Raw genomic sequence first — 26,355 nt, forward strand, 5'->3', positions numbered from 1 at the left:
ATATCCATGACAGCCTCCCGCGCCAGGCTAGCGCACAGGGTCTATGGCAACGGTTTCCAGATGCTCGGGCACGCAGACCTGCCATCCGAGCTCGATGCTGATACGCCGGCGCAAGGTGTCGGCCGCGTGCGGCTCACCATGGATGACATAGGTCTGGCGTGGCGGTCGGGTGAAGCCGCGCAACCACTCCATGATTTCGTCGGCATCGGCGTGCGCCGATAAATTCTCCATTGCATACACCTGCGCCCGGATGGGGACATCCTCGCCATGCACACGCACGCTGCGCGCACCGGCGACAATATCGGCACCGCGCGTCCCACCGGCCTGAAAGCCCGAAAACAGGATGCTGTTGCGTGGGTTGGGCGCCAGCGCCTTGAGGTGATGCAGCACCCGCCCGCCTGTGGCCATGCCGCTGGCGGCGATGATCACCGCCGGTTCACGCAACTGGTCCAGGTGCCTGGATTCATCGACGGTGCGGATGATGTGCGTGCCCCTGCACATCGCCGCGCACTCCGTCGCTGACAGGCGATGCTCGCGCCTGAACTGCTGGTACAGGGTGGTGGCATCGGTGGCCATCGGGCTGTTGAGGTAGACCGGGATGTCCGGTATCAGCCCATCGCGTTTGAGCTTGTACAGGTAGTACATCAACAGCTGGGCACGGCCCACGGCGAAGGATGGCACCAGGGTGATGCCATGGCGCAGGAGTGTCTGGTTGATGACTTGGGCCAGGTACTGCTCGGTGGACTCATCAGGATGCTTGCGATCCCCGTAGGTGGACTCCACCAGCAGTATGTCTGCCGTCCTGACCAGTTCGGGCGCCTGCATGATCGGGTCCTGCGGGCGCCCCAGGTCGCCAGAGAACAGCAATCGCTGGCCGTCGGCGGTGATCTGCACGGTTGCGGCACCCAGTATGTGCCCGGCCGTGCGCAGCAGAAGCTCCATGCCTTCGGCAACCACGGTAGTGTGGTGCAACTCTACCGGGCGAAACAGCGCCAGCGCCCGCTTGGCATCCTGTTCGGTATAGAGCGGACGCGCCGGTGAATGCTTGGAATAGCCATGCCGGTTAGCGTGTTCGGCCTGTTCTTCCTGCAGCCGGGCGCTGTCGAGCAACAGGATTTCAGCCAAGGCGCAGGTAGCCGGGGTTGCATAGATCGGTCCGGTATAACCTTCGCGAGCCAGCACCGGCAGGTACCCACTGTGGTCGAGGTGGGCGTGGGTCAGCACCACCGCATCGAGCGCACGCAGTGGTGCGGGCAGCGGTTCCCAGTTGCGCAGGCGCAATTGCTTGTAGCCCTGGAACAGACCGCAGTCGATCAGTACGCGGGTGCTGTCGCGGGTCAACAGGAATTTACTGCCAGTCACCGTGCCGGTCCCGCCAAGGAAGGTCAGTTGCATGGCTGCGGCTCCCAGGTCTCGATCACATGAGGGTGAACCGTAAGCACGCTGCAAGGCGGTCGGCTGACGATGCGCTCAGTGGTGTCACCCAGCAGCTTGTCCAAGCCCTTGGGCTGCACGACGCCCATGACCACCACGTCAGTGTCCAGCACGGCCACCTGCTCGCGAATGACCTGCACCGGCCCACCCTCCTTGAAAAGCCTGCAATCGAGAGGCACGCCTTCGGCGTCGGCCAGGCTGTCGAAGGGCTCGCGCAGGGCTGTGAGCATCTCATCGATCCACGCCTGAGTGACGTTCATGTCCGAGGCAAACACCCCTGCCAGGTTGTACGCCGACAGCAGATGCAACTGCGCATCGCATTGTAGTGCCAACGCCTGCGCAGCCTGGATCAGCCTGTGATTGAACCGCGCCTGGGCATCAGGTGTATCACTGAAGGCAGTGTCCACGGCGACCATGATGCGTTTGGGCAACGACACCGCCGCCGCAGGCACGTATTGCATCATTCCCTTGAACCCGCGCATCAGCGCGCAATCCAGGGGCGTGCCGAACAGTCGTGCCAGGGCCGGCGCTGCTTCGCTGTCCTTGATGACCATGTCGGCCTGCATTTCTCTGAGGTAGTCGATGGCCTGGCTGCGAATATCTTCTGCATGAAGACTGTCGACCGTGAGCGCGACACCGCTGGCCCGGTGCCGATCGACCAACTGCGTGAGCCGCTCGCGGTAGTGGTTGAACTGGCGCTTGATATCCGCCTCGTTGAGCCGCTCCTCCCGTAGCAAGTGCTCTTCGCTGGGCTCGAACAGCCCCAGCACATGCACGCTGGCCCCGCTGACATGGGCCAGGGCAAGGGCCCTGCGCAAGGCAGAGGAATGCGGATCGATGTCGGTAAGCAGCACCAGCAGTTGTCGATACTGACCCATGGCGAACCTCCGGACTTGCGTGGCGAGAGTGGGTATGCAATCGATCTTCGGTGAACAGCCTCCTCGGCGCTTGATGCAGATCAGAAAACCACTCGCCCTGCACGAACTTGACGATTGTCAGAACCGAACAGGGCCGCTGCGGTACAACCCATCGCAGGGTATCGATCGGACAATCGGAGGCCACATGAACAAGCAACCCGCCAAGCAGCCAGACGTGGAGGAGCATTGGGTAGAGCATCTTGCCGATGACGCTGTGGTGCTGATCCGTCCGATGCGCGATGAAGATCTGGAACGGGACAGGCGCTTTCTCAGCACGATCACCTATGAATCACGGCGCTTTCGCTTCATTGCCGGGCTCAGCAGCGGCCTGCCCAACCTGGACTCGCGGCTGATGCCGGTGGACTACCACCAGCGTATGGCATACGTCGCGCTTGCACATGTCGATGGCGAGCTGCGCCAGGTCGGAGTGAGCCGCTACGCCGGAATTGCCGGCAGTCACACTTGCGAATGCGCAGTCGCGGTCAGCGAACAATGGCAACGCAAGGGCCTGGGCAGGCTGCTGCTCAAGCACCTTGTCGAGGCGGCCCGGCGCAATGGCTATCGCTGCATGGTTTCCAGGGACCTGGCCAACAACTACGCCATGCACCGACTGACCAAGGCGCTGGGCTTCACGTCACGTTACCTGGGGGGCGATGTCAGCGAGATCCTTCACGAATTGGACCTCAGCGCTTGAACCAAGGCCCTTGCGGGCCTGGGCTTCAACCTTGGGAGCGTTCTGGCGAGATCACCAGCACACTGCTGTCCAGACGGTGCAGCACCCGCTCGGCGGTGCTGCCGATGAACCAGCCGATACCGTGATGGTGATAGCTACCCATCACCAGTACGTCGATGTCGTTGTTTTCCATGAACAACGCCAGGCCCTTGGCCGGGTCTCCTACGCGCATGTGACGGTGCTCGGACGCAATACCATTGCGCTCGGCCAGGGCCTGGAACGCCTCGCTCTGGGCTTCGTGAAGGGTCTTGAGCTGATTCGAGTCGAACAGGAACGAATGCTCGCGCCCCCCGCCGGCATCGACATACATCGAGCCCAGGTCATAGACGTACAACAGATCGATCTGGGCATTGCATTGCAAGGCCAGCTTGAGGGCTTCACTGATGATCTGGTCGTTGAGCCCTTGAATCTGATCTTCTGGCCGGGACAGGTCCACCGCAGCGAGTATCTTGCGTGGCAGAGCATGGCTGGCCTTGTTCACCAGGTGCAGGGGAATGCTGGTCTCGCGCAGCAGCTGGATGTCCAGTGAGGTGAACATCGCGCGCACCCACCACGGCTCGTGTTCGAACGCCTTGATGAGCATGGCGAACGGCTGTTCGCGCAGATGCACCAGGATCTCATCCAGCGGATTCTGGACCCATACCACCTCGGTGGTGACCGTCACACCGTTACGCCGCATCGACAGCGCCTGGGTTTCCAGCCACTCACGGTGTTGTTGCACATACCCATCGCGCATGACCGCCAGCGCCTGGTCATTGACCAACCCGGCCGTGGCTAGCCCTTCGAGGTAGTCGAAGGCCACGATGTGCAGGGACATGCCCTTGGCCTTGGCCAGCGCGGCTGCCCGGTCATAGACCGGCGAGCGGCGCATCAAGGGCGACACGATGAGCAGGATTCTTTGCGGATTGTCCATGACACACCTCTGCGGTTGGGAAAACGTGCCTCGATCATCTGCCACCGGCGCCTGCCCGACTTGATGTTTATCAACTGAAACAGCCCGCGGACAAACGGCTGCGGTGACGCACCGCAAACTTGATACGGATCAAAGCTCCGTTCTATTACCGGCGCACGCTACCCCCACATAGACAACAACCAGGCACGCCCTCGCAGGCGTGCCATGGTGGTCATGAAAGCGGCAATCACCCCCTGACCTTCAGGGCCGTCGGCAGGACGCCAGCGCACGACGAATCGATACGCAAGTCCTTGCTCACGCACGCTCTGGAGGTTCCGATGAACGTCTATATCGAGGAAAACGCCGACCAGCACCGCTGGTGTGTACACATGGACCAATGGCAGGTCGGTTTCAGGACGCCCGATGAGGCCGAGCAGTTCGTCGAACGGCTCATCGCTCGGCTCAATGCCCCGCATTCGCTGGACATGATCGCCAGCTGCTCGCTCTGGGGCCATGTGACTGACATCAACGGACAACGTGCCGACAACTCGACGCCTTCGCTCGGGCGATGCGCGAAGGAGGCCTGAGATGACCAGCCAGATCAGTGTCCGCATGCTCGAGCAGCCCGAACCCACCGGCAAGGCGACCCCCATCCATCTCAAGCCGCTGGCGTCCCCGTGCCAGGAATGCCGGGTCAGTGGCTTGTGTTTGCCAACCGGTCTGCCGGTCGCCGACGACAACGGCCTTGGCAGCCTGGTGGGGCCGCGCATACGCATCAAGAAAGGCGCTGCCTTGTTCAATGCCAATGCCCCACTCGATACCCTGTATGCCGTGCGTTGCGGCAGCTTCAAGACAAGCCTGAACAATGCCGAAGGCCTGGGCGTGGTGATCAATTTCTGGATGCCCGGCGACGTGCTGGGGCTCGACGCGATCGCCACCGAGTTCCATGTCTGTGACGCCATCGCCCTGGAAGACAGCGAAGTCTGCCCCATCCCCTATCGGCGGTTGCAATCGCTGGCACGGGACTTTCTGGTCCTGCAGCAAAGCCTGAATCGATTGATGAGCCGGGAGATCGTGCGCGAGCACGAACGCGTGCTGATGCTGTGTAACCTCACCGCCGAGGAGCGGCTTGCAAGCTTCCTGGTGGGATTGTCCAAACGCTTCGTTAGCCGGGGCTATTCAGCCCACGGCTTCATGCTGCGCATGTCGCGGGAGGACATGGCCTCGTACCTGGGACTGCGCCTGGAAACGATCTGCCGCTCGGTCGCCCGTTTGCGCGCCCTGGGGATCGTCGACTTGCACGGTCGACTCGTCGAGATCCTGGACATGCCGGCACTGATGGCCCTGGAACAGGGCTGTGGCGATGCCCAGCGTCGCATCGTCACCTAGGCGTCATGCTCGACTCCGCGACCCTGGCCCATGGCGCGGTGGCGCTGGGTATCGGCATGCTCGTGGGCCTTGAGCGCGAGCGCAAGAAAACCCGTAGCGAAGATCAGACCGCGGCAGGGCTGAGAACCTTTGCCATCACATCATTGCTGGGGTACCTCAGCATGGTGCTGGCAGGTCCGCCATTGGCGGCTGTCGCCTTCGTTTGCCTGGCGCTGCTGGTGTGCATGTACTACCGCAAGCATGCAGAGAAAGAGCCAGGGATCACCAGCGAAGTGGCCTTGCTGCTGGTACTCGTGCTGGGCGCGCTGAGCCTGGAACAACCCGGGCTGGCCACGGCCGTGGGGGTCGTCCTGACCGTACTGTTGACACTGCGCCGCGAACTCCATCATTTCGTGCTGCAGCAATTGAGCGAAGCGGAGGTTCGGGACGGGTTGACCTTGCTGACCATCAGCTTGGTCGTGCTGCCGTTGACCCCAGATCGGTTCATGGGCCCCTATGGCGCACTGAATCCGCACGTCATCTGTACGTTGGTAGCGCTGTTGATGGCTGTCGGAGCGATCGGACACATCGCCATGCGCGTGATGGGGCCTCGTTATGGCCTGCCGATAAGCGCCATCGCTTCAGGATTTGCCTCAGGCGCTGCCACCATCGCAGTGCTCGCTCGACAGGCCCGAACCGACAACCGAAATGCCAGGTCGCTCGCGGCAGCGGCTGTGCTGTCCAACTTTGCCACGATCACCCAGTTCGCATTGGTCCTTGGCATCGTCGACCCGCGCCTGATAACCCCGTTCTGGCCATCGATCGGCCTGGGGGTGGTCGCGACCTTCTGCGCTGGCGTCATCCTGTTGGCGCCTTGGCATGCGGCGTCATCGCCTTCAGCCGCCAACCTGGCGGATGGCGCCTTCAGTTTATGGGTCGCACTGGCCATAACCCTGGCCATTACCGGCATTGCGTTGTTTTCCACCTTCCTGCTGAGGCACCTGGGCCAACAGGGTGTCAACCTGGCGGCTTTCATCAGCGGTGTGGGGGATGCGCACGCTGCGACCGCCTCCATTGCATCATTGGTAGCAGCCGGCCAAATGACCATAGCGAGCCTGGTGGTGCCCGCCATGATGGTCTTGACCGGTAATACGCTGTCCAAAGGCGTCCTGGCGCTGGTCCGTGGCGGGCTGCCCTTCACCCGATACTTCGTTCCAGGGCAATTGACGGTGCTCGGCGCGATGTGGCTGGGCCTTCTGGTCAAGGTGTAGGTGCATTCCGGTCATCAGTTGCCACGACGCGCCTCGATCCATTGGAACAGCGCCATACCGCCGAGCATCGCGACCACGAACAACCAAGCCTGCCAATACCCGGCAGGCAGCAACACCAGCGCAGGCCCCGGGCAGACACCCGCCAGCCCCCAGCCGATGCCGAACAGCAGGCTGCCTCCGACCAGCCGGCGATCCACATCACGCCGGTCAGGCAGTTGCATCTTGCCGCCCAACACCGCCACGCCATGCTTGCGCGCCCAGGCCATGGGCAGCAGCGCCACACCGATAGCGCCGACCATCACCAACGCCAGTGAGGGATCCCACTGCCCGGCAAGGTCGAGGAACCCAAGCACCTTGGCAGGATTCGCCATACCCGCCAGCAACAACCCCATGCCGAACAGGACCCCTGCGATAAAGCCACTGAGACGGGACATGTCAGCTTCCTTGAAGAAGGTGTCGAACGACAAAGACCGTGAGAAACCCCGTTGCCATGAAACACAGCGTGGCCACCAGTGAACGGGGCGACAGACGAGAAATACCGCAGACCCCATGGCCACTGGTGCACCCACTGCCATAGCGCGTGCCCAGGCCGACCAGTAGACCCGCAATCACGAGCACCCAAGGGGTGGTGGCGAAATACGCAGATGGCAGCGTGGCGAACATCATCCACAACAGCGGCGCTGCCAGCAGGCCCAACAGAAAGGCGAGCTTTTCGCCACGTCCCTCACCACGGCGCTGAAACATCGAACTGAGCAAACCGCTGATGCCCGCGATGCGTCCGTTTGCCACCACGAACAGGCCGGCCCCCAGCCCGATCAGTGCGCCACCGGCCAACGCGGACCCGGGCGTAAAAGCCATCCAATCAATGGTCATCGCATTCTCCGCGAATGAGTTGAACTCACTTTCAATTTTAATCCTACAGTTGATGGGCGGTGCCGAACTTCACCTACACAGGAGATGCGAGCATGGGATACGTCACCACCAAAGACGGGGTTGAGATCTTCTACAAGGATTGGGGCCCCCGCAATGCGCAGGTCATTCATTTCCACCATGGCTGGCCGCTCAGTGCCGATGACTGGGATGCCCAGATGCTGTTCTTCCTGGCCCAGGGGTTTCGTGTGGTGGCGCACGACCGCCGCGGGCATGGGCGCTCGAGCCAGGTATGGGATGGCCATGACATGGACCACTATGCCGATGATGTGGCCGCGGTGGTCGATCACCTTGGCACACAAGGGGCTGTTCATGTCGGCCACTCCACAGGCGGCGGCGAGGTCGTGCACTACATTGCCCGCCATGGGCAGGGTCGTGTGTCCAAGGCTGTCATCATCAGCGCGGTGCCGCCCTTGATGGTCAAGACAGACGCCAATCCCGGCGGTCTGCCCAAGTCGGTCTTCGACGACCTGCAGGCCCAGCTCGCCGCCAATCGCGCGCAGTTCTACCACGACATCCCCTCGGGCCCGTTCTATGGCTACAACCGCCCGGGCGCGAAGCCCTCGCAAGGCACCATCCTCAATTGGTGGCGCCAAGGCATGATGGGCAGCGCCAAGGCTCACTACGATGGCATCGTTGCTTTCTCGCAAACCGATTTCACCGAGGACCTCAAGCGCATCACCCTCCCCGTCCTGGTCATGCACGGCGACGACGACCAGATCGTGCCCCATGAGAATGCCGGGGTGCTCTCGGCCAAGTTGCTGCAGAACAGCACGCTGAAGCTCTACGCCGGGTTCCCCCACGGCATGCCGACCACCCATGCCGAAACCATCAACGCTGACCTGCTGGCCTTTGTCCGCGACTAGCCCTCGCTTATCCCGCCCTGCGCGCTTGGCGCGGGGCTGAGGCGACTTCTTCGCGGTGGATGGCACCGGCTTTGCCGGTGTTCGCGGGTGAACCCGCTCCCACAGGGATTGCGTCAGTCTTAAGAGCGACGCACCTGCGATGGGCTGCACAGCAGCCCCAGGCCCTCAAATGCGTTGTCCGTTTCAAGGAGAGCGATATGAGCATTCGCAGTCTGGCCAAGAATCTTCCAGTCGATCCTGACAATGCGGGCTGTGTGCTGGGTTGGGGTGTACTGAGAGATCGGCATCCATGGCATTTTGTGGATGTGTATGCCGACCAGAAAACCGCCAAGGCAGAAGCCGAGCGTCGCGGGGAGGGCTATGTCGTGGAATATGGCTCGCACCGCCTGGGCACGGATGACTTCGTTTGCGGAATAAGCCCGCCTGAAGGTTGATGTCATTCACGACGGTATGTCGTGAAGCGCCCCATACGAACGTATGAACCAATAATACGAATTGTTATGTGCGTCTAATTGTCGCCCCATTGGAGAGCGGAAACACTATGGCCCTCTACCAACCACCAGGGGCCAACAATGAAACTGACACCCACCCCGCCTTTGAAACCCAGCCACTGGATGACGGCGACCTCCTTGCTGCAACAGGCCACGCAGCCGCTGCGAGGCGACCATGACGCCGACGTGGTGATCATCGGTGGCGGCTTCGTCGGCCTGTGGACTGCTCTGACGATCAAGGAACAAGAACCGGACGCTCGGGTGAAGGTGCTCGAACAGCACGTCTGCGGTGGTGGCGCATCTGGGCGCAACGGTGGTTTCGTCATGTCCTGGTGGCCGAAGATCGGCACCCTGCGCAGCTTCTGCAGCGAAGACCAGGCACGCATGCTCGGCGAGAGCGCGGAACACGCCATCACGGAGCTCGGCACCTTCTGCGAACGCCATGGCATCGATGCGCACTTTCGCCAGAGCGGCTGGTTGTGGACGGCCACCACGCCGCAGCATGTCGATACCTGGAACGCGACGCTGGCCGCTTGCGAGCGGCTGGGCGTTCAGCCATTCGAGCGCCTGGAGGCACGCGAAGTCGCCAGGCGCACGGGCTCATCGGTCCACCTGGCGGGCGTGTTCGAGCGCAGCAATGCCACCGTGCAACCGGCCCTGCTCGTTGAAGGCATGCGTCGCGTAGCGCTGGCCAGCGGTATCGAGATCCATGAAGGCACGGCGGTACAGCAAATCCAACCCGGCCAGCCAGCGAGCGTGAAGACAGCACAAGGCTGCGTGCGCGCCCGCTCAGTGGTGCTGGCGGTCAATGCCTGGGCGGCTGCCCTGCCCTCGCTCTCGAAGCTGATCGTCCCGGTCAACAGTTCGATCGTGGCGACCCAGGCCATGCCTGAGCGCCTGCGCGAAATTGGCTGGACCGGGGGCGAATCCATCACCGATTCGCAACTGATGGTCGACTACTACCGCACGACCCATGACGGGCGCATCGCCTTCGGCAAAGGCACCGGTGCCATCAGTTTCGGCTCGCGCATCGGCCAGGTGTTCAGCGAAGACGATGCGAGCCTTGCACTGACCGAAGCCGACCTGCGCCGGACCTATCCGATGCTGCAGGGTATTCCCGTCGAGGCCCGCTGGTCTGGCCCGATCGATCGCACCTACGACAGCCTGCCGGTGTTCGGTCGCCTCGACGGCCACGCCAACATCCACTACGGCATTGGCTGGAGCGGCAACGGCGTAGGCCCAAGCCGCCTGGGCGGACGCATCCTGGCAAGCCTCGCGCTGGGTCGTCAGGACCGGTGGAGCCAGTGCCCACTGGTGGAGCGCAACTGCCGCACCTTCCCGCCCGAGCCTGTGCGCTATCTGGGCGGCTCGCTGGTACGCAATGCCGTGTTGCGCAAAGAGCGCTCGGAACTGGCAGGACAACCACCCGCCATCCTGGACCGTTACCTGGCCCGGTTCGCCCCGGCCGGCCTCGAAGACAAAGCCTGAGGAGTTTTTCCATGTCCCTGATCCGCATCCGTCTAGATGACCAACCCGACTTCAGCGAATTCACTGCGCTCGGCCACGATGGCGCTCAGGCGCGCACCGCTGGGCATCGCGCCCTGCCCGATGGCAAAGGCACCACAGGCATCTGGGAGTGCACCCCTGGCACCTTCCGCCGCCAGGTCGCCCAGGCCGAATACAGCTACATCGTGGCCGGCGAAGGCAGCTTCACCCCCGAGCACGGCCCGGCCGTCGAGTTCCAGGCAGGCGACGCGCTCTATTTCGAGGCCAATACCCAAGGCACTTGGGTGATCCGCCAGACCGTACGCAAGACCTACCTGATTCTCGACTGACCGCACTTAACGCACGCTTTCCCACAGACAATACGAGGTACAAGAAGTGGGTGTACAACAACAGATCCCTCAGGAATCAGGCCTCAAGGCCCACGCTCTGGGGCGCTTCGAAACGCTCGGCATCATCATTGGCACAAACATCGGCGCAGGCGTGCTCAGCATGGCCTTCGCTGCCCGCAAGGTCGGCTACATCCCGTTGCTGGTCTGCCTGCTGGTGACCTGCCTGTTCTGCGTCGTCACCATGCTCTACGTCGCCGAAAGCTGCCTACGGACCCGCCAGAACCTGCAGTTGAGTGGCCTGTCCCGCAAGTACCTGGGGGCATTCGGCGGCTGGCTGATCTTCTTCGCCGTCGCCGCCAACAGCTACGGCGCACTCATCGCCTACATCAGCGGCAGCGGCAATATCCTTGCTGACTTCTTCGGCCAATACGGCCTGAGCCGGCAACAGGGCAGCTTGTTGTTCTTCATTCCTGCTGCATTGGTGCTGTACCTGGGGCTCAAAGCGCTGGGCGTGGCGGAGAAACTGATCAGCACCGGGATGGTACTGATCGTCTGCCTGCTGATCGGCGCCACTGTGCTGCACGAAGACTCGACACTGGTCCACCTGTGGCAGAGCCAGTGGCAGTACGTGGTACCGATCTTCAACCTGGCGGTGTTCGTGTTCGGTGCGCAGTTCCTGGTGCCGGAGATCGTGCGGGGCAACTTGGACACGCCCAAGCGCATCCCTGGGCTGATCATCGGCGGCATGCTGTTGACCCTGGTGCTGGTGGCAGCCATCCCGGCGTCGGTCATCGCGCTGGTCGGTACCGAGCATTTGAGCGAAGTGGCCACCTTGAGCTGGGGCAAATCGCTCGGGCAGTGGGCCTACTACGTGGCCAATGCCTTTGCCTTGCTGGCCATGCTGACGTCCTATTGGGGGCTGGGCGGATGCCTGTTCACCAACATCTTCGACCAGATGCGTCTGGGCGATGAAAGCAACAAGCGCAAGCGGTTGGTCGTGCTGGCGGTGGTGACGCTGCCACCGATCGTCGTGGCCTATTCCGGCTTCAGCGGCTTCGTCAACGCGCTGTACTTCGCCGGCACCTTCGGTGGCGTGCTGATGGGCATCATCCCGATCCTGCTGCTCAACGCGGCACGCAAGGCAGGCGATCAGGCACCAGCGTTCACCTGTGGCTGGTACGCCCACCCGCTGATGCAGATCGTCATCGTGCTGATCTTCCTCTCCAGTGGCGTGTACGCGGTGCTGTCAGCGCTGGGTATGCTGCCCGCCAGTTGGTGATGCCGCACGCTTGAGGCAGTATGGGAGCCCACCCTTGACCACCGCCTGGAGCGGCCTGCGCATGTTGCAACGTGTTCGTGACCTGATTGCGATACCGGAACTTCGTTCGCGCCTGCTCAGCGGTGCCCAAGGGTTGGACCACAAGGTACGCTGGGCCCATGTTTGCGAGCTGCCCGACCCCACCGAGTGGCTGGGCGAGGGCGACGTGCTGATGACCACCGGCCTGGGCATACCCCGGGTACCCGCCGAGCAGCACGCCTATGTGACACGGCTGGCCCAAGCGGGGATCGCCGGCATGATGATCGGCGAGCACATGCAGGCTCCGCAGGACATCAGTGCCCTGGCCGAGCAGGCCGAAACGCTGGGATTCCCGGTGATCCTCACCGAATACGGCGTCCCCTTCGCGGCTGTGACCCGCGCGATCATCGATGCCAACCAGCAAGATGAGTACGCTCGGCGCGGGGCCTTGGCCAAGGTCTATGAAAGCGCTCGCCTGAGCATTCAGGGCCTCGGGCTGCCCGCGCTGCTCCAGCGCCTTCAGGCAGATATCCAATGCTGCCTGTACCTGGTGTCGCTGGATACCTTCACGCCCTGGGCCCATGGCCTGCCGGCATTGCCCGCCCCTCTCAAGACCAGCCTTGGCATCACACGCCCGCGACAAGGCACCCCGCAACCGATGGTGCGCCGCCACGCCCTGCAAACCGGAGAAGCGCTGAGCATCGAGTTGCCCACCGAGCAAGGCTGCCTGCTGGTGGTCACCGGCGCGCAGTTGCCCGACTACGGCATGCTTCATCATCTGACCGCAGTGTTGGGCCTGGAGGTGCAGCGGCTCCAGGCAGAGCGCGAACGACGCCTGCGCCTGGGCTCGGAACTGCTCGACGATCTCCTGCAGCAACGCCTGCAGAGCGCGCCATTGCTTGAACGGCTCGGCGCCTACCTGCCTGGCCTGACCCTGGACACTGCGGTCATTTCGGCCGCACGCCTCAACGGCAGCGACAGCGTTCGGGAAGACCAACTGCATCGCTTGGAAGACACCGCCCTGGTCAGGACGCAAGGCCAGGAACTGATCCTGCTGCACCTCGATGGCCTGCAGGCGCAATACAGCACCCAGCTCGGCCTGCAATTGGGCTCAAGCGCCCTGTTGGAGCATGCCCAGCGAGGGCCGGAAGCCCTGCGCGAAGCCCTGCTGGCGCTGGCGCATACCCACGCCGAACGCAGGGTCTGCCGCTATTCCCAGCTGGAGACCGACACCCCCTGGCTACCGAGAACGCCCGACGAGGCCCACCGCGCCTTCCGCTCTGTCCTGGGCGCGCTGCACGATTACGACCACGCCAATGGCAGCCAATTGCTGCATACCTTGCAGGTCTTTCTCGAAGAAAATCGATCGTGGGTCAATGCCGCGCAACGCCTGCATGTGCACAAGCAGACCCTGGTCTATCGGGTACGCCGTATCGAAGCGATCAGCGGCCGCTCCCTGGACAATACCGCCGACGTCGCCACGTTCTGGTTTGCCTTGCAAAGCGCTTTGGCTATCGGCTGTTCGTTCTGATGCCTGCGGCTATTCAAACCAGTACCCGAGCAGAGTAAGCCGTTAAGCATCAGACGGTCGCTCAGGCGCGGTAGCCCCAACCATGAGCCCTTGGGCAATGGCGCTGGCTTCAAGCTTCGCGCGTTCGGCGTCCAGAAAAACATACGCGGCTTGCAGGGTGGCGATCTTCGCTTGAATGTCGGCCATCTTGCTGGCGACCAAGGCTGCGCCTTGCGCGCAGTTGATCGAATTACCCCGTTTGGCCGCCAGGATGTTCCCAATCTCAGCGAGTGAAAAACCCGCCCCTTGGGCGCTCTGAATGAACGCCAGGTCAATAACGGTCTGCTCGCTGTAGCTGCGGTAATTGTTCGCCTGTCGATGGGCGACGATCAGCCCGAGTTGCTCGTAATAGCGCAATGCATGGCGGCCCAGCCCACTTCGACGTTCCAACTCTGCGGTATTCACGTAAAAAAATCCTTGACTGTAGAGCAGGCTCTACACCTTAGCCTGCGTCCATCATCCATACAAGGAATCAGGCATGAGCGTGGAATGCTTCGTCACCGGCGGCAGTGGGTTTGTGGGTCAACATTTGCTGGCTCGTCTCACCGCGACAGGGCACAAGACCTGGGTGCTCATGCGCAATCCTGGAAACCTCGAGCGGCTCAGAGAGCAAGTAGGCCGACTGGGCGGTGACCCTGCGTATGTCCATGCCGTTCAAGGCGACATCAGCCTAGAGGAGCTTGGACTCAGCGAGGCGGACAAGGAGTGCGTGTCTTCGGCCTCGGTGGTCTTTCACCTTGCGGCAGATTTTTCCTGGGGGCTGACGATGGAACGCGCCCGCGCCGTGAATGTGCAGGGGGCGCTGAGCGTCGCCAGGCTTGCGGCGAGCCTGGACATCCGATTGCTCATGGTGGGCGGCTTCATGCTGCAAAACCTTGCTCACCTTGCCAGTATCGGCGTTGATAACGAGCGCCCTGAAAACACACATTGGCCTGCAGTCTACGCCCGTGCAGGTGGCTACGAAGGCAGCAAGATCGAATCCCATTTCGCAGTCATCCGTTATATGCAGGATGCCGGCGCGGATTACACGGTCGTTCACCCTGCAACGGTGTGTGGCCACAGCGAGACGGGGCATATTCCGCAAGGACAACCTCTGGCCGACCTCATTCGAAACCTGGCACAAGGCCGGTTCAAAGCGATCCCCGGCTCCGCCAGCCACTGGTTGCCATTGGTCAGCGTCGATTACCTGGTGAAGATGATAACCTGCGTGGCGTTCGACCCCTCGATGGCCAACCGGCAGGTCCTGGCGCTCTATGAGCACACCCCGAACCTGCAAGGGATGCTCGAGCAGATCGCAGGAACGCTGCAAGTCAAGGCACCTCGCCGCCATGTACCGATAGGATTGCTCAGGTGGATTTTGACGGTTCCGGGCCTGGCGGCGCGACTGGCGATCAGCGCCGAATCATTGGACTTCATTCAGACCCAGCGCTTCGACATGCGTCCTAGCGAGCATCTGGAGCACAAGTATCAGTTCACACACCCCGACATGGCGCGGACGCTGGAAAAAACCGTGCGCTACGTCAAAGATTACTTGCCCCACTGAAGCAAGCCGGTTGTGAGGGGCCGAGCACTACCTGTGACAGTAGGCCCATGCTCCAAGCACATGCCACAGGCCCCGGTACCTATCGATAGAAGCGCCCTGGGCACGCCAAAGCCCCGTGACAAGGAACGTATTCATGCAATCTCATTTCGGCAAAGGTGTCCTCTTTGCCCTGGGCGCCGCAGCCCTGAATGCAACAATCGGCGTTCTCAGCAAGGTATCGATGAGCAGTGGTTTCAGCGCCAGCAGCATCGCCTTGATCAAGACGGTCCTCGGCTGCCTGTTGCTCTCGGTACTGCTGCTGTTTCTCAAGCGGCCCGCGACCACGGCCAAGTGGATCCCTGCAGCGGTTTGTGCCTTTCTCGGCATTTTCGTGCTGTTCCACTTTGAAACGTCAGCCTACAGCCACTACGCGGCGGCGGGCGTGGTCGTCATTCTGATGGCGAGCGCTTCCATTTCCTCGATCCTGCTGGGACCCCTGGTCCTCCGTGACCCCATCACCGCCAACGCAACGGTAGGCGCCGGCTTGACGATCGCCGGTATTGCGGTGATTTTCGGCGCCGACCTGGGCCAAGGTTTCACGCCCCAAGGCGCAATACTGGCTTCGATTGGCGGCTGCGGTTATGGCGCATTTTCGGTTGCAATGAAGCGCCTGGGGGTTTCCGGCGGGCTGCATTTCACGCGGCAGCTTTTGTTTTTCGGAAGTCTTTACCTGCTAATGCCGGCCGCGACCGATGGTTTCATCGTGGGCGAACTGTCGTTGTCGGTGATCACGGCGTTATTGGCGCTGGCGGCATTGCCGACCATCCTGGGTTTCTTTTGCACCACCAAGGCCATCGAGTATTTAAAGCCATCGCAGGTCCAAGCACTGGAACTGACCGAACCGTTGTTCGCTGCACTACTGGCGTTCATGATGCTCAATGAGGTACCGCGAGACACGCTGTATCTAGGGGCCGGTTTGATTCTCTTTGGGCTGTGCTTCTCCAACGAGCTGATCCGCCTGGGCAAGAAAGTGCCACAGGCGTCCGGCGTGTAGGTCGTTTTTGGCGGATAGTCCGAAACGGCGAACCAGAGCGAGCACGCGCACCGAGGCGCGCCTGCTCGCACCGCTGTATCACCAAACCGCGATGTCGTAGGTTAGGTAGATCCGGTTGCTGTCGCGACCGCGGGAGAAATCAGAACGGTAGACATAGTTGCGCAGTTTCACACCCAACCCTTTGACGGGCCCGGACTGCACAACGTAGGCGAGTTCCACATCACGCTCCCATTCGTTGAGCTCGGCGTCAGCGGAGCGACCATTGTCCCCGCTCAGGTAGCGCGCCATGAAGGTCAGCCCGGGGATGCCGGCCGCTGCAAAGTTGTAGGCGTAGCTTGCCATCCAGGTTTTCTCTTCCTCCTCGATGAACTTGCCGATGCCCACATTGCTGAACGAGTAGACCGTCGCACCGCTGATGTATGGCAGCCCAGCATCACCGTCGAGCGCCTGGTAACCGGCACCGACGATGTGCCCGGAGTGGGTATACGACACCTGCCCACTGAACATGTCGTTGTCGATCTTGCCACCGTAAGCGGCTCCGCTGTCGCGGCTTTTGAAGTAGCGCAAGTCAGTGGTGAACACCCCGCCGGCCAGCGGCAGGTCGTGTACCAGGCCGGCATAGTCCTGGCGGTAGAAATGTTCGAGCTGGCCGTGAAAGTAGCTCACCCGCAGTTGCTTGTTGATAGCGTAGTCAGCGCCAGCAAAGCTGAAATCGCCAGACTCGTCGCCACCATAGCCATCCAGGTACAGGCCCGTGCTATCGGAAGAGTCCCGCTGCTTGAAGCGATCCAGATGGCCGGCAGTCAGGGTCAGCCCTTCGACATCGGTACTGGTCAGCTGCGTGCCCTGGTAGGTCTGAGGCAACAACCGCGCATCGTTGTAGACCAGCACCGGCGTCTTGGGCAGCAAGGTGCCATGCTTGACCACGGTCTGCCCCACGCGCGCCTTGGCCGTCACCCCGGCGCTGGCGAATTCGTCTGCGGCACGGCCATCGTCGTGGACCGGCAGCAAGCCGGTACCGCTACGGCCACGTCCCGAATCGAGCCGAACGCCTACGAGCCCCAAGGCATCTAGCCCCAAGCCCAGCGGCCCTTGGGTAAACCCTGATTGGTAATCGAGTAAAAAACCCTGCGCCCATTCCACCCGCTCACTTTTGGCGGTGGCGGCGGCACGTGGGCTCATGCCTTGTTCGTCGCGGAAGTTTTCGTTGAAGTAGACGTTGCGCAGCTGCAATTTGAGCTTGCCATCGTCGATAAATCCGGCAGCGCCGGCCACAGGCAGCCAGCCGCAGAGCAGGCCACAGGTGGCCCCACGGAAAACAGCTCGGGACATGTTCGGTACTCTAGTTGTTGTTCTTGGATAGAGGTGGGCGCCGCAAGCGCCCCGATGCAAGTCAGACGAAGAAGGACAAAGCGCCTGTGACCAAGGCCAGCGCGGTGATGACCAGCGATGTCAGTACCGCCCACTTGACGGTGGCCTTCTGAAAATCGCCGATATCGCGATCGACCATGCCCACCAGCAGCAGCGTCGAGGCCACCAAGGGGCTCATCAGGTGCACCGGCTGCCCCAACACCGAAGCGCGGGCGATTTCAACCGGGTCGATGCCATAGGCGGCAGCCGCGTTGGCCAGGATCGGCACCACGCCGAAGTAATAGGCGTCGTTGGACAGCACGAAGGTCAGCGGCATGCTGGTCAGCGCCACAACCAGCGGGAACCAGTGGCTCCAGGCCTCGGGAATCCAGTCGACCAGGGTCTGCGCCAGGGCATCGACCATCTTGGTGCCGGAGAAGATCCCCGCGAAGATACCCGCGGCGAACACCAGCAACACCACGGTCATGGCATTACCCGAATGGGCGAGGATGCGTTCCTTCTGCAGCTCCAACTGCGGGTAATTGATCATCAGCGCTGCGACGAAACCGATCATGAACAGTAGCGCGGAGTGCATCACGCCCATCACCAAGGCCGTCATGACGGCAATCACCAGCACCAGATTCACGTACGCCAGCCGTGGGCGCTTGTGCGGGTTGTCGCCGAGGATTTCCTTGATGTAGCAATTGCCGCCACCAGACTCCAGGGCGATGTTGCCGATGCGCCGACGCTCGGCGCGGCCCAGCAGGTAGGCGGTGAACACCACCCAGGCCGCTCCGCCGATCACGGTCGGCAACATCGGGATGAAGTATTCGGTTGCGTCCAGCCCGAGCGCGGCGATGGCCCGGGTTGCCGGTCCACCCCAGGGGCTCATGCCACTCATGATGCTCAGCGACAGCATGGACACCGTGGCCAGGATCATCGGGTTCATGCCGATACGCTTGTACAGCGGCAGCATGGCTGCACAGGTGATCATGTAAGTGGTGGTGCCGTCACCGTCGAGGGCTACCAGCAGCGACAACAGTGCCGTACCGATGGCGATCTTGATCGGGTCGCCATTGACACGCTTGAGGATCTTGCGGATCAGCGGATCGAACAGCCCGGCATCGATCATCAGGCCGAAGAACAGGATGGCGAACAGCAACAGTGCCGCCGAGGGCGCCACCATCTTCAAGCCATCGAGCATCATCTTGCCCAGCTCGGGGGCAAAACCACCGATCACCGCGAAGACAATGGGTACCACTGTGAGCGCAACGATCGGAGACAGGCGTTTACTCATGATCAGGTAGGTGAAGGTCACCACCATGATCAGGCCCAGGAGTGCGAGCATGGTCTTTTCTCTTGTTTTTATTGTGTTGCGGCCATCGACAAGGCAGACGGCCCCCTACCCCACTCGGCATCGCTGGGATGTCGAGTGGGATTTTACGTCAACGATGGGAGGTAGAAGAGGCTTTCAGCCGTGATGCCGAGGCTCGGCAGACCAGTCGGCCTGAGCAATCTGCGTCTCGGCCGGTGTAGCCGGGGTGCCGTCCAGGCGACGCAGCAAGGTTTCCCGTTCACAGGCGTTCTCCGACAGCGAGATGACCACGGTGGCCACGGCGTTGCTGGCCAGGCTGGTCAGGGCCCGCGCTTCGGACATGAAGCGATCGATACCGATCAGCAAGGCAAGCCCTGCCAACGGGATGTCATGGATGACAGTCAAGGTCGAGGCCAGCGCCACGAAACCACTGCCGGTCACACCCGCAGCACCTTTGGACGACAACAGCATGATCGCCAGCATCGTCAGCGTCTGGCCGAGGCTCAGATCGATGTTGCAGGCCTGGGCGATGAAAACCGCTGCCAGCGACAGGTAGATGGCGGTACCGTCGAGGTTGAAGGAATAGCCGGTTGGCAGCACCAGCCCCACCACACCTTTCTTGCAACCGAGCTTCTCGAGTTTTTCCAGCATGCGCGGCAACACCGGCTCGGTGGACGATGTGCCAAGCACCACCAGAAACTCCTCGCGGAAGTAACGCAGCAGCTTCCACAGGCTGAAGCCGTGCGCACGGCAGATACCCCCGAGCACCACCAGCACGAAGAACGCGCAGGCGATGTAGAGCGTGCCGACCAGCTTGGCCAATGCACCCAAGGACGTCACGCCGTACTGCCCGACAGTGAAGGCCAGCGCACCGAAAGCGCCGACAGGGGCGAAGCGCATCAGGTAGCCGAAGATGCGAAACACCATGGTTGAGGCCGACTCCAGCACATCGAGTACCGGCTTGCCCTTTTCGCCCATGGACGACAGGGCAAAACCGCTGAGCACTGCGATGAACAGCACCGGCAGCACTTCACCTTTGTTGAACGCCCCGATGAAGGTGTCCGGGATGATGTGCATGAAGAAATCGATCACGCTGAGCTTTGCCGCAGACGCGGCGTATTGGCCAAGGCCCTCGGTGCTGAGAGTGGCCGGGTCGATATTCATGCCCACCCCTGGGCGGAACAGGTAGACCGCTGCCAGGCCGATCACCAGACTGACTACGGTCAGTACCAGGAACAACAGCAAGGTCTTGCTCATCAACCGCCCCAGCGAGCGCTTGTCGGTCATACCGGCGATGCCGGTCACGATGGTGCAGAAGACGACCGGGGCGATCATCATCTTGATCAGTTTGATGAATGCATCACCCAGTGGCTTGAGCGCAACGGCCTGTTGCGCCCAGAAGTGCCCGACCACCACGCCCAGCAGGACGGCGCAGAGGATCTGGAAATACAGTGATTTCGCGAGTTTCATGAGGCATCACCCATTGTTGAAATTGTGCGGATGTGCGGATTGCGATGTGATGCAAGCAGTTGCCTACCCCGCCAGCCTGCGCAAGGTTGGGGCGTAGACGAAGCCAGAAAACAGTCGGCGGGCGGTTCTCACCACAGAGGCCTGGAGCGTTTTGCCATCGGGACCACTGCGCGAAAGCGCGACGTCGATGCCGCCGCTCGGATGCTCCAGTCGGACTTCCTCCAGGTGCTGCGCTTGCTCGCCAAGCATGTCCATGATCACGGTGCCAGGGCTGACGCAGGCAGTCGCCAGGCCGATCGCACCGGTGATGGCCAGGGCACGGTGACAGTTGTGGGGCATGAAGTACCGCACCTGCAGTGTGCCGTCATAGCGCGGCGGGGAAACCAGCACGGGCTTGGGAATCACCATGCCGCTGACGTCACCCAGCCCCATCGCCTTGCCGGCCTTCAGGCGCAAAGCCTCCAGACGTTGCAGCAGGCGGGTGTCGGCATCCAGCTGCGCCGGGGTCTCGGCGCCGGTCACGCCCAACTGGCTGGCCTCGACGATCATCATCGGCATGGCCATGTCGATGCAGGTCACCGGCACACCATCGATCACGTCTTGGGCCTGGCCTGTGGGGAACAACTTGCCAGTCTTGCTGCCTACCGCGTCGAGGAAGGTCAGGTGCACCGGAGCGGCGGTACCGGGTACGCCGTCGATCGCCGTGCGGCCTTCGTAACGCACAATGCCGCCCGGTGTTTCCACCAGCGAATTGACGAAGGTGTTGGTATTCAAATTACGGATGCGCACCAGGGTCTTGCCATCCTGGGCCTTGACCAGCCCCTGCTCGATAGCGAAGGGGCCAACGGCGCACAGCATGTTGCCGCAGTTGGGCGCTGTATCGACCCGGCGCTGGGCGACCATGACTTGGACGAAAAGGTAGTCGACGTCGGCGTCGGCATGCAACGAGGGGCTGACTATCGCCACCTTGCTGGTTTGTGGGCTACCACCACCGATACCGTCGATTTCCAGTTCATGCCCGGAACCCATCAGGTTGATCAGCAATTCGTCGCGTTCGACCACATTGGCAGGCAAATCCCATGCGTGGAAAAAAGGCCCCTTGGAGGTGCCGCCGCGCATGAGTACGCAAGGAATTCGTTGCATGATTTCGCACTCTTGTTGATCAATGGACATCATTGATGTTGTGGACACAAGATTGACAGGGATGGATAAATCAATCCAATGCAAATATCGTAGTTATTATTGCGATTGGTGAATTAATCCAGAGCCAAGGCCAAAGAGCGATCCGAGATGGAATACGAGCTGCAAGACATACGATCTTTCGTGAAAATCGCCGAACTGGGCAGTTTCCATGAAGCGGCTGAAGCGCTGCATCTGTCCCAACCCGCCCTGAGTCGGCGGATAAAAAAGCTCGAGGAAGGATTGGGCACCTCCCTGCTGGAGCGCACGACCCGCCGCGTCAGCCTGACCAGTGTCGGGCGGGACTTTCTGCCCAAAGCCAGGCGCTTGCTGGATGACTTCGAGGATTCGATCCTGAGCATTCGCGAACTCGCCGAACGACAGACCGGCCAGGTCACCCTCGCCTGCATCCCGACCGCGGCGTTTTATTTCCTGCCGTCAGTGATCCGCGACTACAACGAGCAGTACCCGAAGATCCGCATCCGCCTGCTGGACCTCAGCGCCAACGACGGGCTCGAGGCCGTGCTGCGGGGCGAGGCCGACTTCGGCATCAACATGATGAGCGGCCAGCACCCGGACATCGAGTTCGTCTCCCTGGTGCAGGAGCATTTCGTCTTGGCCTGCCGTCGGGACCACAAGCTGGCGAACCGCGACGCGGTGACCTGGACAGAACTGGCCGACTACCGACTGATCGGCGTAGGCCGCCTGAGCGGCAACCGGATGCTGTTGGACCACGCATTGTCCGGGCTCAACCTGCGGCCCAAGTGGTTCTATGAGGTCCAGCACCTGTCCACCTCGCTGGGCATGGTCGAAGCTGGGCTCGGCGTGTCGGCCATGCCCAGCCTGGCCATGCCCAGCGCGGACCATCCGACATTGGTCAGCGTGCCACTGATCGAGCCTCAGGTGACTCGCACCTTGGGGTTGGTCTATCGCCGAGGGGCGTCGCTGTCGCCGGCGGCGGAGAAGTTCGTGTCGATCCTGTTGGACAAATGGCCCAACCGATGAGCGATACGCGCAGAACGGTACAGGGGAGAAATCCGCTGCATTCATGGTTCACTCCCCTCCCAGCCCCAGGTCATTGGGCCGGCGCTTTTCGATCGCGAACTTGAGCAGTGCCGCGCTGCGGAACAGGCCATGGGCGAACTTGCCGTAGGGCAGCGTGATGAACAGCGCCATGACCGTGCCCAAATGGATCGCCAGCAGGATCGCCATCGCAGCGGTGTCGCGCAGACCCAGCAGTGCAAGACCCGTGGCGCTGACCAGCAAGAGCAGCAGGATGAACGCCCGGTCCATGGGCCGCTGGGCAACATCGCCCTGCTCCGGCGCCCTGCGCAAATTCAGCGCCAGCAGCCCAGTTGGCCCGACGATCAAGCCAAGTCCACCCAAGGTACCCAGCAACACCGGTGCGCTGAGCAGTGGGTACGGCGCCGGATACCCCAGCAGGTAGTGGTAGCCGGTGGCGATCACCGTAGCGGCAAAGCACAACATGAAGCCGTAGAAGGTGAAGTGATGGAAGCGCCGGCGCCAGAGGGTGTAGCGATCGTCGCCGTTGTTGCAGCCCTGGCCATGCCCACCGTCCAGGTACTTCAGGGTCAGCGCCGCGCTCGATGCCTCGAGCACCGCCCCCTTGTCCGGTTGCGCCTGCGCTTGAGCAGGCGAGACCGAGCGCCAGAAACGACGTACCGCCACCGCCAGCGCCACACTGGCAGCGGCAAAGACACTGCCGAACATCAGCGCCAAGGTGTTGTGCGGGAAGACCGCATAGAAATTCCCCGCCAACCGGCCGGGCTGCAGCGTGCCGTTGACCCACAATGCCAGCAGCAAAAACAGCGACAAGGCCACAGCCAAGGCACTGGCGACATAGATGCCGTTGTGCCGATACAGCCGCCCGAAGGGGGCCGGCCAGGCGTATTCGGCGTAGGTCTGCCCGCGCACCTTGGCCATGGCCTGGGGCACGTTGACGGCGAATTCGTGGGGTTGGGCATACTGGCAGGCGTGCAGGCAAGCGCCGCAGTTGTGACACAGGTTGGCCAAGTAATGGATATCGGCCTTGCCGAACTCCAGCCTGCGGGTCATGGCCGGGAACACGGCGCAGAAGCCCTCGCAGTATCGACAGGCGTTGCAGATCCGCATCTGCCGGTCCACTTCCTGTTCCTCAAGGTTCAACACGGGGATCAGAGCGAGGGCCGGCTGGGCGGCATCAGGTTGGCGGGGTTCAGGCAGTTGCGCAGTCATGGCGATTCTCTTGTTCTGGATATACATGGCCGGTGGCCGCCGCGGCGCTGGTCCCGGCGATCCGGCCGAAGGCGGTGCCAATGGACATGCCAACACCTGCGGTGTAGCCCTTGCCCAGCACATTGCCCGCCATCATCTCGCCGGCGACGAACAGGTTCGGGCTGGGTCGTCCACCGAAATGGACCGCGGCGGTTTCGTCGGTGCGCAGCCCCAGGTAGGTGAAGGTCACGCCAGGGCGCAGCGGATAGCCGTAGTAAGGCGGTGTATCGATCGGGCGCGCCCAGTGACTTTTCACAGGTTCCAGGCCCAGGGTGTGGCAGTTGTCCAGCCGGGTGTGGTCGAAGGTGCCCGCCTGACAGGCTCGGTTGTAGGCCTGCACAGTGTCGACGAAGGGTTGCACGGGTAAGCCGAGAAGGCCGGCCAGGGCTTCCAGACTATCGGCGGTGGCACCCGGGAAGACCGGTGGCATGAAGCGGCCAAGGGCTTTCTGGTCGATGATCGAGAAGCCCACCTGCCCGGGCTGTTGGGCCACCAGCCGTCCCCAAATGGCGTAACGCTTGGGCCAGAAATCCTCGCCTTCATCGTAGAAGCGCTTAGCGTCGCGGTTGACCACTACGCCCAGCGACACACAATCGATGCGCGTACAGATGCCGCCGTCGTACAGCGGTGCACGGGCATCGATCGCCACCATATGCGCCTGTGTCGGGTCGCCGATCGTGTCGGCGCCCTGTTCGATCATGCGACGCAACAAAACCCCATCATTGAAACGCGTACCGCGAATCAGAAAGTTGTCCGAAGGCCACTCCCCTCGCTCGTTCTGCCCCCAAGCCTCGCGCAACCACTGACGGTTGGACTCGAATCCACCAGCGGCGAGCACACAACTGCGCGCCTCGATGCGCTCGGCGGGCAAGTGCCGCCCTTGCACCTCACGCGCCGGCACGTGCGCGGCAACGAAGCGTCCGTTCTGCAGTTCGATGTCGGCCACGGGGGTGTCGTAGCGTATTTTTACGCCCAGGTTCTCGGCGCTGCGAAAGTAGGCATTGACCAGCGCCTTGCCGCCACCCATGAAGAACGCGTTGGTTCGAGCGGTATGCAGCGCGCCGGATAACGATGGCTGGAAGTGAACGCCATGGCGACGCATCCACCCGCGACAGTTGGAGGACGCGCGAATCACCAGTCGCGCGAGCTTCTCGTCGGTCTGGCCACCGGTGACCTTCAGCAGGTCCTGCCAGAACTCCTCTTCTGGGTACGCCTCGACCAGCACGTCTTGCGGGGCATCATGCATGCACCGCAGGTTACGGGTGTGTTGAGAGTTGCCACCCCGCCAGGCGCGGGGTGCAGCCTCGAGCAGCATCACGCTGGCTCCGGCCTCTCGCGCCATCAGCGCGGCACAGAGGGCGGCATTGCCCCCTCCGATGACTAGCACATCGATCATTTCGCCTCCAGATCACGAGGAGTCGAATGTTCGGGTGCTCCTCGTGACCACGGACTCTAATGAGTGGCTGGAGGGTGCGAAACGCGATCGCCGGGGGGAGGCATTCAGTTTTTCTAAAGGGGCTTGAGGCGAAGGCCCGCTCCCTGGTTCACAGCAACCGAGCGCCAGGCCATCGGCCTTGTTCCACCAATTCCCGAGCGACCTCCTGCAGAACGATGCGTGTTGCCAATGCGGCCGGCGAGAGTTCGTCATCGGCGAGGCTGACGATCACATTGCGACGCTGCGCCTGTGCTTCATCGATGGCAAACACGCGCAAGCCCGCCTGATGCGCTCGGGCCACGGTCGCGCCAGGCTGAATGGTGGCGGCATGAGCTGCACAGACACAATCCATCAACAGCGACAGACCGTCGACTTCCATGACGATGTTGGCCTCCAGCCCGGCCCGTTCGAAAATCGAGCGCAATGTGGTACGTAACCCGTGCTGTGTGCTGGGCATCACCAACGCAAGCGTTGCGATCTGTTGCAGCGTGAGGGAGTCACCCCAATCGGCTTTGACCAGCGGGGCAGGAACCAGGACGAACAGCCGCTCCGTCAAAAGCGGCCGGACATCGAGCCTGGGCCCAGTCTCTGCCTGGAACAGCACCGCCAGGTCAAGGTGCCTGGCATTGAGTTGATTCATCAGGTACCCCGACAGCATTTCCACCAGGTGCAGACGGATATCGGGATAGCGTTCGCGCATCCTGTCGATCAAGGCCAGGCCAAGAATCGATGCAGTAGTCGGCGCCAATCCCACGCTGGCATAACCACTCATACGACCACTTTGCGCCGCAAGGACCGCATGCTCCGCCTGACGAAGCGCCAGGCGTGCGTGGTATTCGAAGGCCAGGCCCGCCGCGGTCGGCGATACGCCGGTACTCGACCGCGTCAGCAACCGCGTGCTCACTTCGCTCTCCAGCTTCGACAGTTGCTGGCTCAATGCAGAAGCGCCGACCCCGAGTTCGAGCGCCGCTCTGCCAAGGCTGCCGTACTCCAATACACTCAGGAAATAGCGAAGCTGACGTAACTCCATACAAGTCTCTTTCAACGATGGGGGACCGGTCCTGCGCCATGTTAAAGGTATTTGCACGACGGGGTCGGTTGCGCTTTATCCGTCAGCGCACCTGACGCTAGCCAAGACACGATGAGATAGAA

At 62.1% G+C, this 26,355-nt stretch carries 26 protein-coding genes; 13 read left to right on the forward strand and 13 right to left on the reverse strand.

The window, feature by feature from the left end:
• Window positions 1-27 precede the first annotated feature (27 nt).
• Both ACNFCH_RS06805 and ACNFCH_RS06810 read right to left on the reverse strand, forming a co-directional pair.
• The gene (locus tag ACNFCH_RS06805) at window positions 28-1,395 is read right to left on the reverse strand and encodes an MBL fold metallo-hydrolase RNA specificity domain-containing protein (RefSeq protein WP_416742486.1); all 1,368 of its coding nucleotides are present in this window, start codon (window positions 1,393-1,395) and stop codon (window positions 28-30) included.
• Window positions 1,386-2,312: a universal stress protein gene (locus ACNFCH_RS06810; RefSeq protein WP_416742487.1), complete on the reverse strand. Its 927-nt coding sequence runs from the start codon at window positions 2,310-2,312 to the stop codon at window positions 1,386-1,388. Before ACNFCH_RS06810 ends, ACNFCH_RS06805 begins: the two co-directional genes overlap by 10 nt.
• Before the next feature lie 184 nt (window positions 2,313-2,496).
• Here ACNFCH_RS06810 and ACNFCH_RS06815 point away from each other — a divergent pair, with 184 nt between their 5' ends.
• The gene (locus ACNFCH_RS06815; RefSeq protein WP_416742488.1) at window positions 2,497-3,045 is read left to right on the forward strand and encodes a GNAT family N-acetyltransferase; all 549 of its coding nucleotides are present in this window, start codon (window positions 2,497-2,499) and stop codon (window positions 3,043-3,045) included.
• Window positions 3,046-3,070: 25 nt separating this feature from the next.
• Here the strand turns inward: ACNFCH_RS06815 and ACNFCH_RS06820 are convergent, their stop codons facing one another.
• Entirely contained in the window at window positions 3,071-3,997 is a 927-nt protein-coding gene (locus ACNFCH_RS06820) for a universal stress protein (protein WP_337158644.1), read from the reverse strand.
• A gap of 317 nt (window positions 3,998-4,314) precedes the next feature.
• Here ACNFCH_RS06820 and ACNFCH_RS06825 point away from each other — a divergent pair, with 317 nt between their 5' ends.
• The 3 genes from ACNFCH_RS06825 to ACNFCH_RS06835 are packed head-to-tail and all read left to right on the forward strand — an operon-like array spanning window position 4,315 to window position 6,615.
• On the forward strand, window positions 4,315-4,563 hold the full coding sequence (locus tag ACNFCH_RS06825; RefSeq protein WP_337158643.1) for a hypothetical protein: 249 nt from the start codon (window positions 4,315-4,317) through the stop codon (window positions 4,561-4,563).
• Between the two features lies 1 nt (window position 4,564).
• Window positions 4,565-5,365, forward strand: a complete 801-nt coding sequence (locus ACNFCH_RS06830; protein WP_416742489.1) for a helix-turn-helix domain-containing protein — start codon at window positions 4,565-4,567, stop codon at window positions 5,363-5,365.
• A gap of 5 nt (window positions 5,366-5,370) precedes the next feature.
• Entirely contained in the window at window positions 5,371-6,615 is a 1,245-nt protein-coding gene (locus ACNFCH_RS06835) for an MgtC/SapB family protein (protein ID WP_416742490.1), read from the forward strand.
• Window positions 6,616-6,629: 14 nt separating this feature from the next.
• Here the strand turns inward: ACNFCH_RS06835 and ACNFCH_RS06840 are convergent, their stop codons facing one another.
• Window positions 6,630-7,049: a DUF6691 family protein gene (locus ACNFCH_RS06840; RefSeq protein WP_323113711.1), complete on the reverse strand. Its 420-nt coding sequence runs from the start codon at window positions 7,047-7,049 to the stop codon at window positions 6,630-6,632.
• A gap of 1 nt (window position 7,050) precedes the next feature.
• Window positions 7,051-7,488, reverse strand: coding sequence for a YeeE/YedE family protein (locus tag ACNFCH_RS06845; RefSeq protein WP_337158640.1), 438 nt, complete (start codon window positions 7,486-7,488; stop codon window positions 7,051-7,053).
• A gap of 92 nt (window positions 7,489-7,580) precedes the next feature.
• Between ACNFCH_RS06845 and ACNFCH_RS06850 the strand changes: the two genes are divergently transcribed.
• From ACNFCH_RS06850 to ACNFCH_RS06875, 6 genes are all read left to right on the forward strand, one after another.
• On the forward strand, window positions 7,581-8,411 hold the full coding sequence (locus ACNFCH_RS06850; protein WP_416742491.1) for an alpha/beta fold hydrolase: 831 nt from the start codon (window positions 7,581-7,583) through the stop codon (window positions 8,409-8,411).
• Between the two features lie 197 nt (window positions 8,412-8,608).
• Window positions 8,609-8,845: a hypothetical protein gene (locus ACNFCH_RS06855; protein WP_337158638.1), complete on the forward strand. Its 237-nt coding sequence runs from the start codon at window positions 8,609-8,611 to the stop codon at window positions 8,843-8,845.
• 138 nt (window positions 8,846-8,983) lie between these two features.
• Window positions 8,984-10,390, forward strand: a complete 1,407-nt coding sequence (locus ACNFCH_RS06860) for an NAD(P)/FAD-dependent oxidoreductase (protein WP_416742492.1) — start codon at window positions 8,984-8,986, stop codon at window positions 10,388-10,390.
• A gap of 11 nt (window positions 10,391-10,401) precedes the next feature.
• Complete coding sequence (locus ACNFCH_RS06865) at window positions 10,402-10,737, forward strand: cupin domain-containing protein (protein WP_337158636.1); 336 nt, start codon at window positions 10,402-10,404, stop codon at window positions 10,735-10,737.
• A gap of 46 nt (window positions 10,738-10,783) precedes the next feature.
• The gene (locus ACNFCH_RS06870) at window positions 10,784-12,016 is read left to right on the forward strand and encodes an aromatic amino acid transport family protein (RefSeq protein ID WP_196164129.1); all 1,233 of its coding nucleotides are present in this window, start codon (window positions 10,784-10,786) and stop codon (window positions 12,014-12,016) included.
• 61 nt (window positions 12,017-12,077) lie between these two features.
• Entirely contained in the window at window positions 12,078-13,565 is a 1,488-nt protein-coding gene (locus tag ACNFCH_RS06875; RefSeq protein WP_416742493.1) for a PucR family transcriptional regulator, read from the forward strand.
• Between the two features lie 42 nt (window positions 13,566-13,607).
• Here ACNFCH_RS06875 and ACNFCH_RS06880 read toward each other — a convergent pair whose 3' ends face one another.
• Entirely contained in the window at window positions 13,608-14,009 is a 402-nt protein-coding gene (locus ACNFCH_RS06880; RefSeq protein ID WP_337158635.1) for a MerR family transcriptional regulator, read from the reverse strand.
• Between the two features lie 73 nt (window positions 14,010-14,082).
• Here ACNFCH_RS06880 and ACNFCH_RS06885 point away from each other — a divergent pair, with 73 nt between their 5' ends.
• Together ACNFCH_RS06885 and ACNFCH_RS06890 are read left to right on the forward strand one after the other, a co-directional pair.
• Window positions 14,083-15,147, forward strand: a complete 1,065-nt coding sequence (locus tag ACNFCH_RS06885) for an SDR family oxidoreductase (protein ID WP_416742494.1) — start codon at window positions 14,083-14,085, stop codon at window positions 15,145-15,147.
• A gap of 133 nt (window positions 15,148-15,280) precedes the next feature.
• Window positions 15,281-16,180, forward strand: coding sequence for a DMT family transporter (locus ACNFCH_RS06890; protein WP_416742495.1), 900 nt, complete (start codon window positions 15,281-15,283; stop codon window positions 16,178-16,180).
• Window positions 16,181-16,258: 78 nt separating this feature from the next.
• Here the strand turns inward: ACNFCH_RS06890 and ACNFCH_RS06895 are convergent, their stop codons facing one another.
• From ACNFCH_RS06895 to ACNFCH_RS06910, 4 genes are all read right to left on the reverse strand, one after another.
• Window positions 16,259-17,512 carry an OprD family porin gene (locus ACNFCH_RS06895; protein WP_416742496.1) on the reverse strand — a complete coding sequence of 418 codons (1,254 nt, stop codon included), beginning with the start codon at window positions 17,510-17,512 and terminating at the stop codon, window positions 16,259-16,261.
• A gap of 61 nt (window positions 17,513-17,573) precedes the next feature.
• Window positions 17,574-18,878: a CitMHS family transporter gene (locus ACNFCH_RS06900; protein WP_416742497.1), complete on the reverse strand. Its 1,305-nt coding sequence runs from the start codon at window positions 18,876-18,878 to the stop codon at window positions 17,574-17,576.
• Between the two features lie 123 nt (window positions 18,879-19,001).
• Window positions 19,002-20,315 carry a C4-dicarboxylate transporter DctA gene (gene dctA / locus ACNFCH_RS06905; RefSeq protein WP_416742498.1) on the reverse strand — a complete coding sequence of 438 codons (1,314 nt, stop codon included), beginning with the start codon at window positions 20,313-20,315 and terminating at the stop codon, window positions 19,002-19,004.
• 63 nt (window positions 20,316-20,378) lie between these two features.
• Window positions 20,379-21,458, reverse strand: coding sequence for a 4-oxalomesaconate tautomerase (locus ACNFCH_RS06910; protein ID WP_337158629.1), 1,080 nt, complete (start codon window positions 21,456-21,458; stop codon window positions 20,379-20,381).
• 147 nt (window positions 21,459-21,605) lie between these two features.
• Between ACNFCH_RS06910 and ACNFCH_RS06915 the strand changes: the two genes are divergently transcribed.
• Window positions 21,606-22,499 (forward strand): LysR family transcriptional regulator, encoded by an 894-nt coding sequence (locus ACNFCH_RS06915; protein ID WP_043215830.1) that lies wholly within the window; start codon window positions 21,606-21,608, stop codon window positions 22,497-22,499.
• Between the two features lie 48 nt (window positions 22,500-22,547).
• On the opposite strand, the gene tcuB is transcribed toward ACNFCH_RS06915, so the two are convergent.
• The 3 genes from tcuB to ACNFCH_RS06930 all read right to left on the reverse strand — a co-directional run bounded on the left by tcuB (window position 22,548) and on the right by ACNFCH_RS06930 (window position 26,233).
• Window positions 22,548-23,729: a tricarballylate utilization 4Fe-4S protein TcuB gene (gene tcuB, locus ACNFCH_RS06920; RefSeq protein ID WP_416742499.1), complete on the reverse strand. Its 1,182-nt coding sequence runs from the start codon at window positions 23,727-23,729 to the stop codon at window positions 22,548-22,550.
• Complete coding sequence (tcuA, locus tag ACNFCH_RS06925) at window positions 23,710-25,164, reverse strand: FAD-dependent tricarballylate dehydrogenase TcuA (protein WP_337158627.1); 1,455 nt, start codon at window positions 25,162-25,164, stop codon at window positions 23,710-23,712. The genes tcuB and tcuA overlap by 20 nt, the downstream gene beginning before the upstream one ends.
• A gap of 148 nt (window positions 25,165-25,312) precedes the next feature.
• The gene (locus ACNFCH_RS06930; RefSeq protein ID WP_416742500.1) at window positions 25,313-26,233 is read right to left on the reverse strand and encodes a LysR family transcriptional regulator; all 921 of its coding nucleotides are present in this window, start codon (window positions 26,231-26,233) and stop codon (window positions 25,313-25,315) included.
• Window positions 26,234-26,355 lie beyond the last annotated feature (122 nt).

Origin of the sequence: Pseudomonas sp. NY15354 (assembly GCF_048068075.1) — a bacterium.
GTDB classification, from domain to species: domain Bacteria; phylum Pseudomonadota; class Gammaproteobacteria; order Pseudomonadales; family Pseudomonadaceae; genus Aquipseudomonas; species Aquipseudomonas guariconensis_C.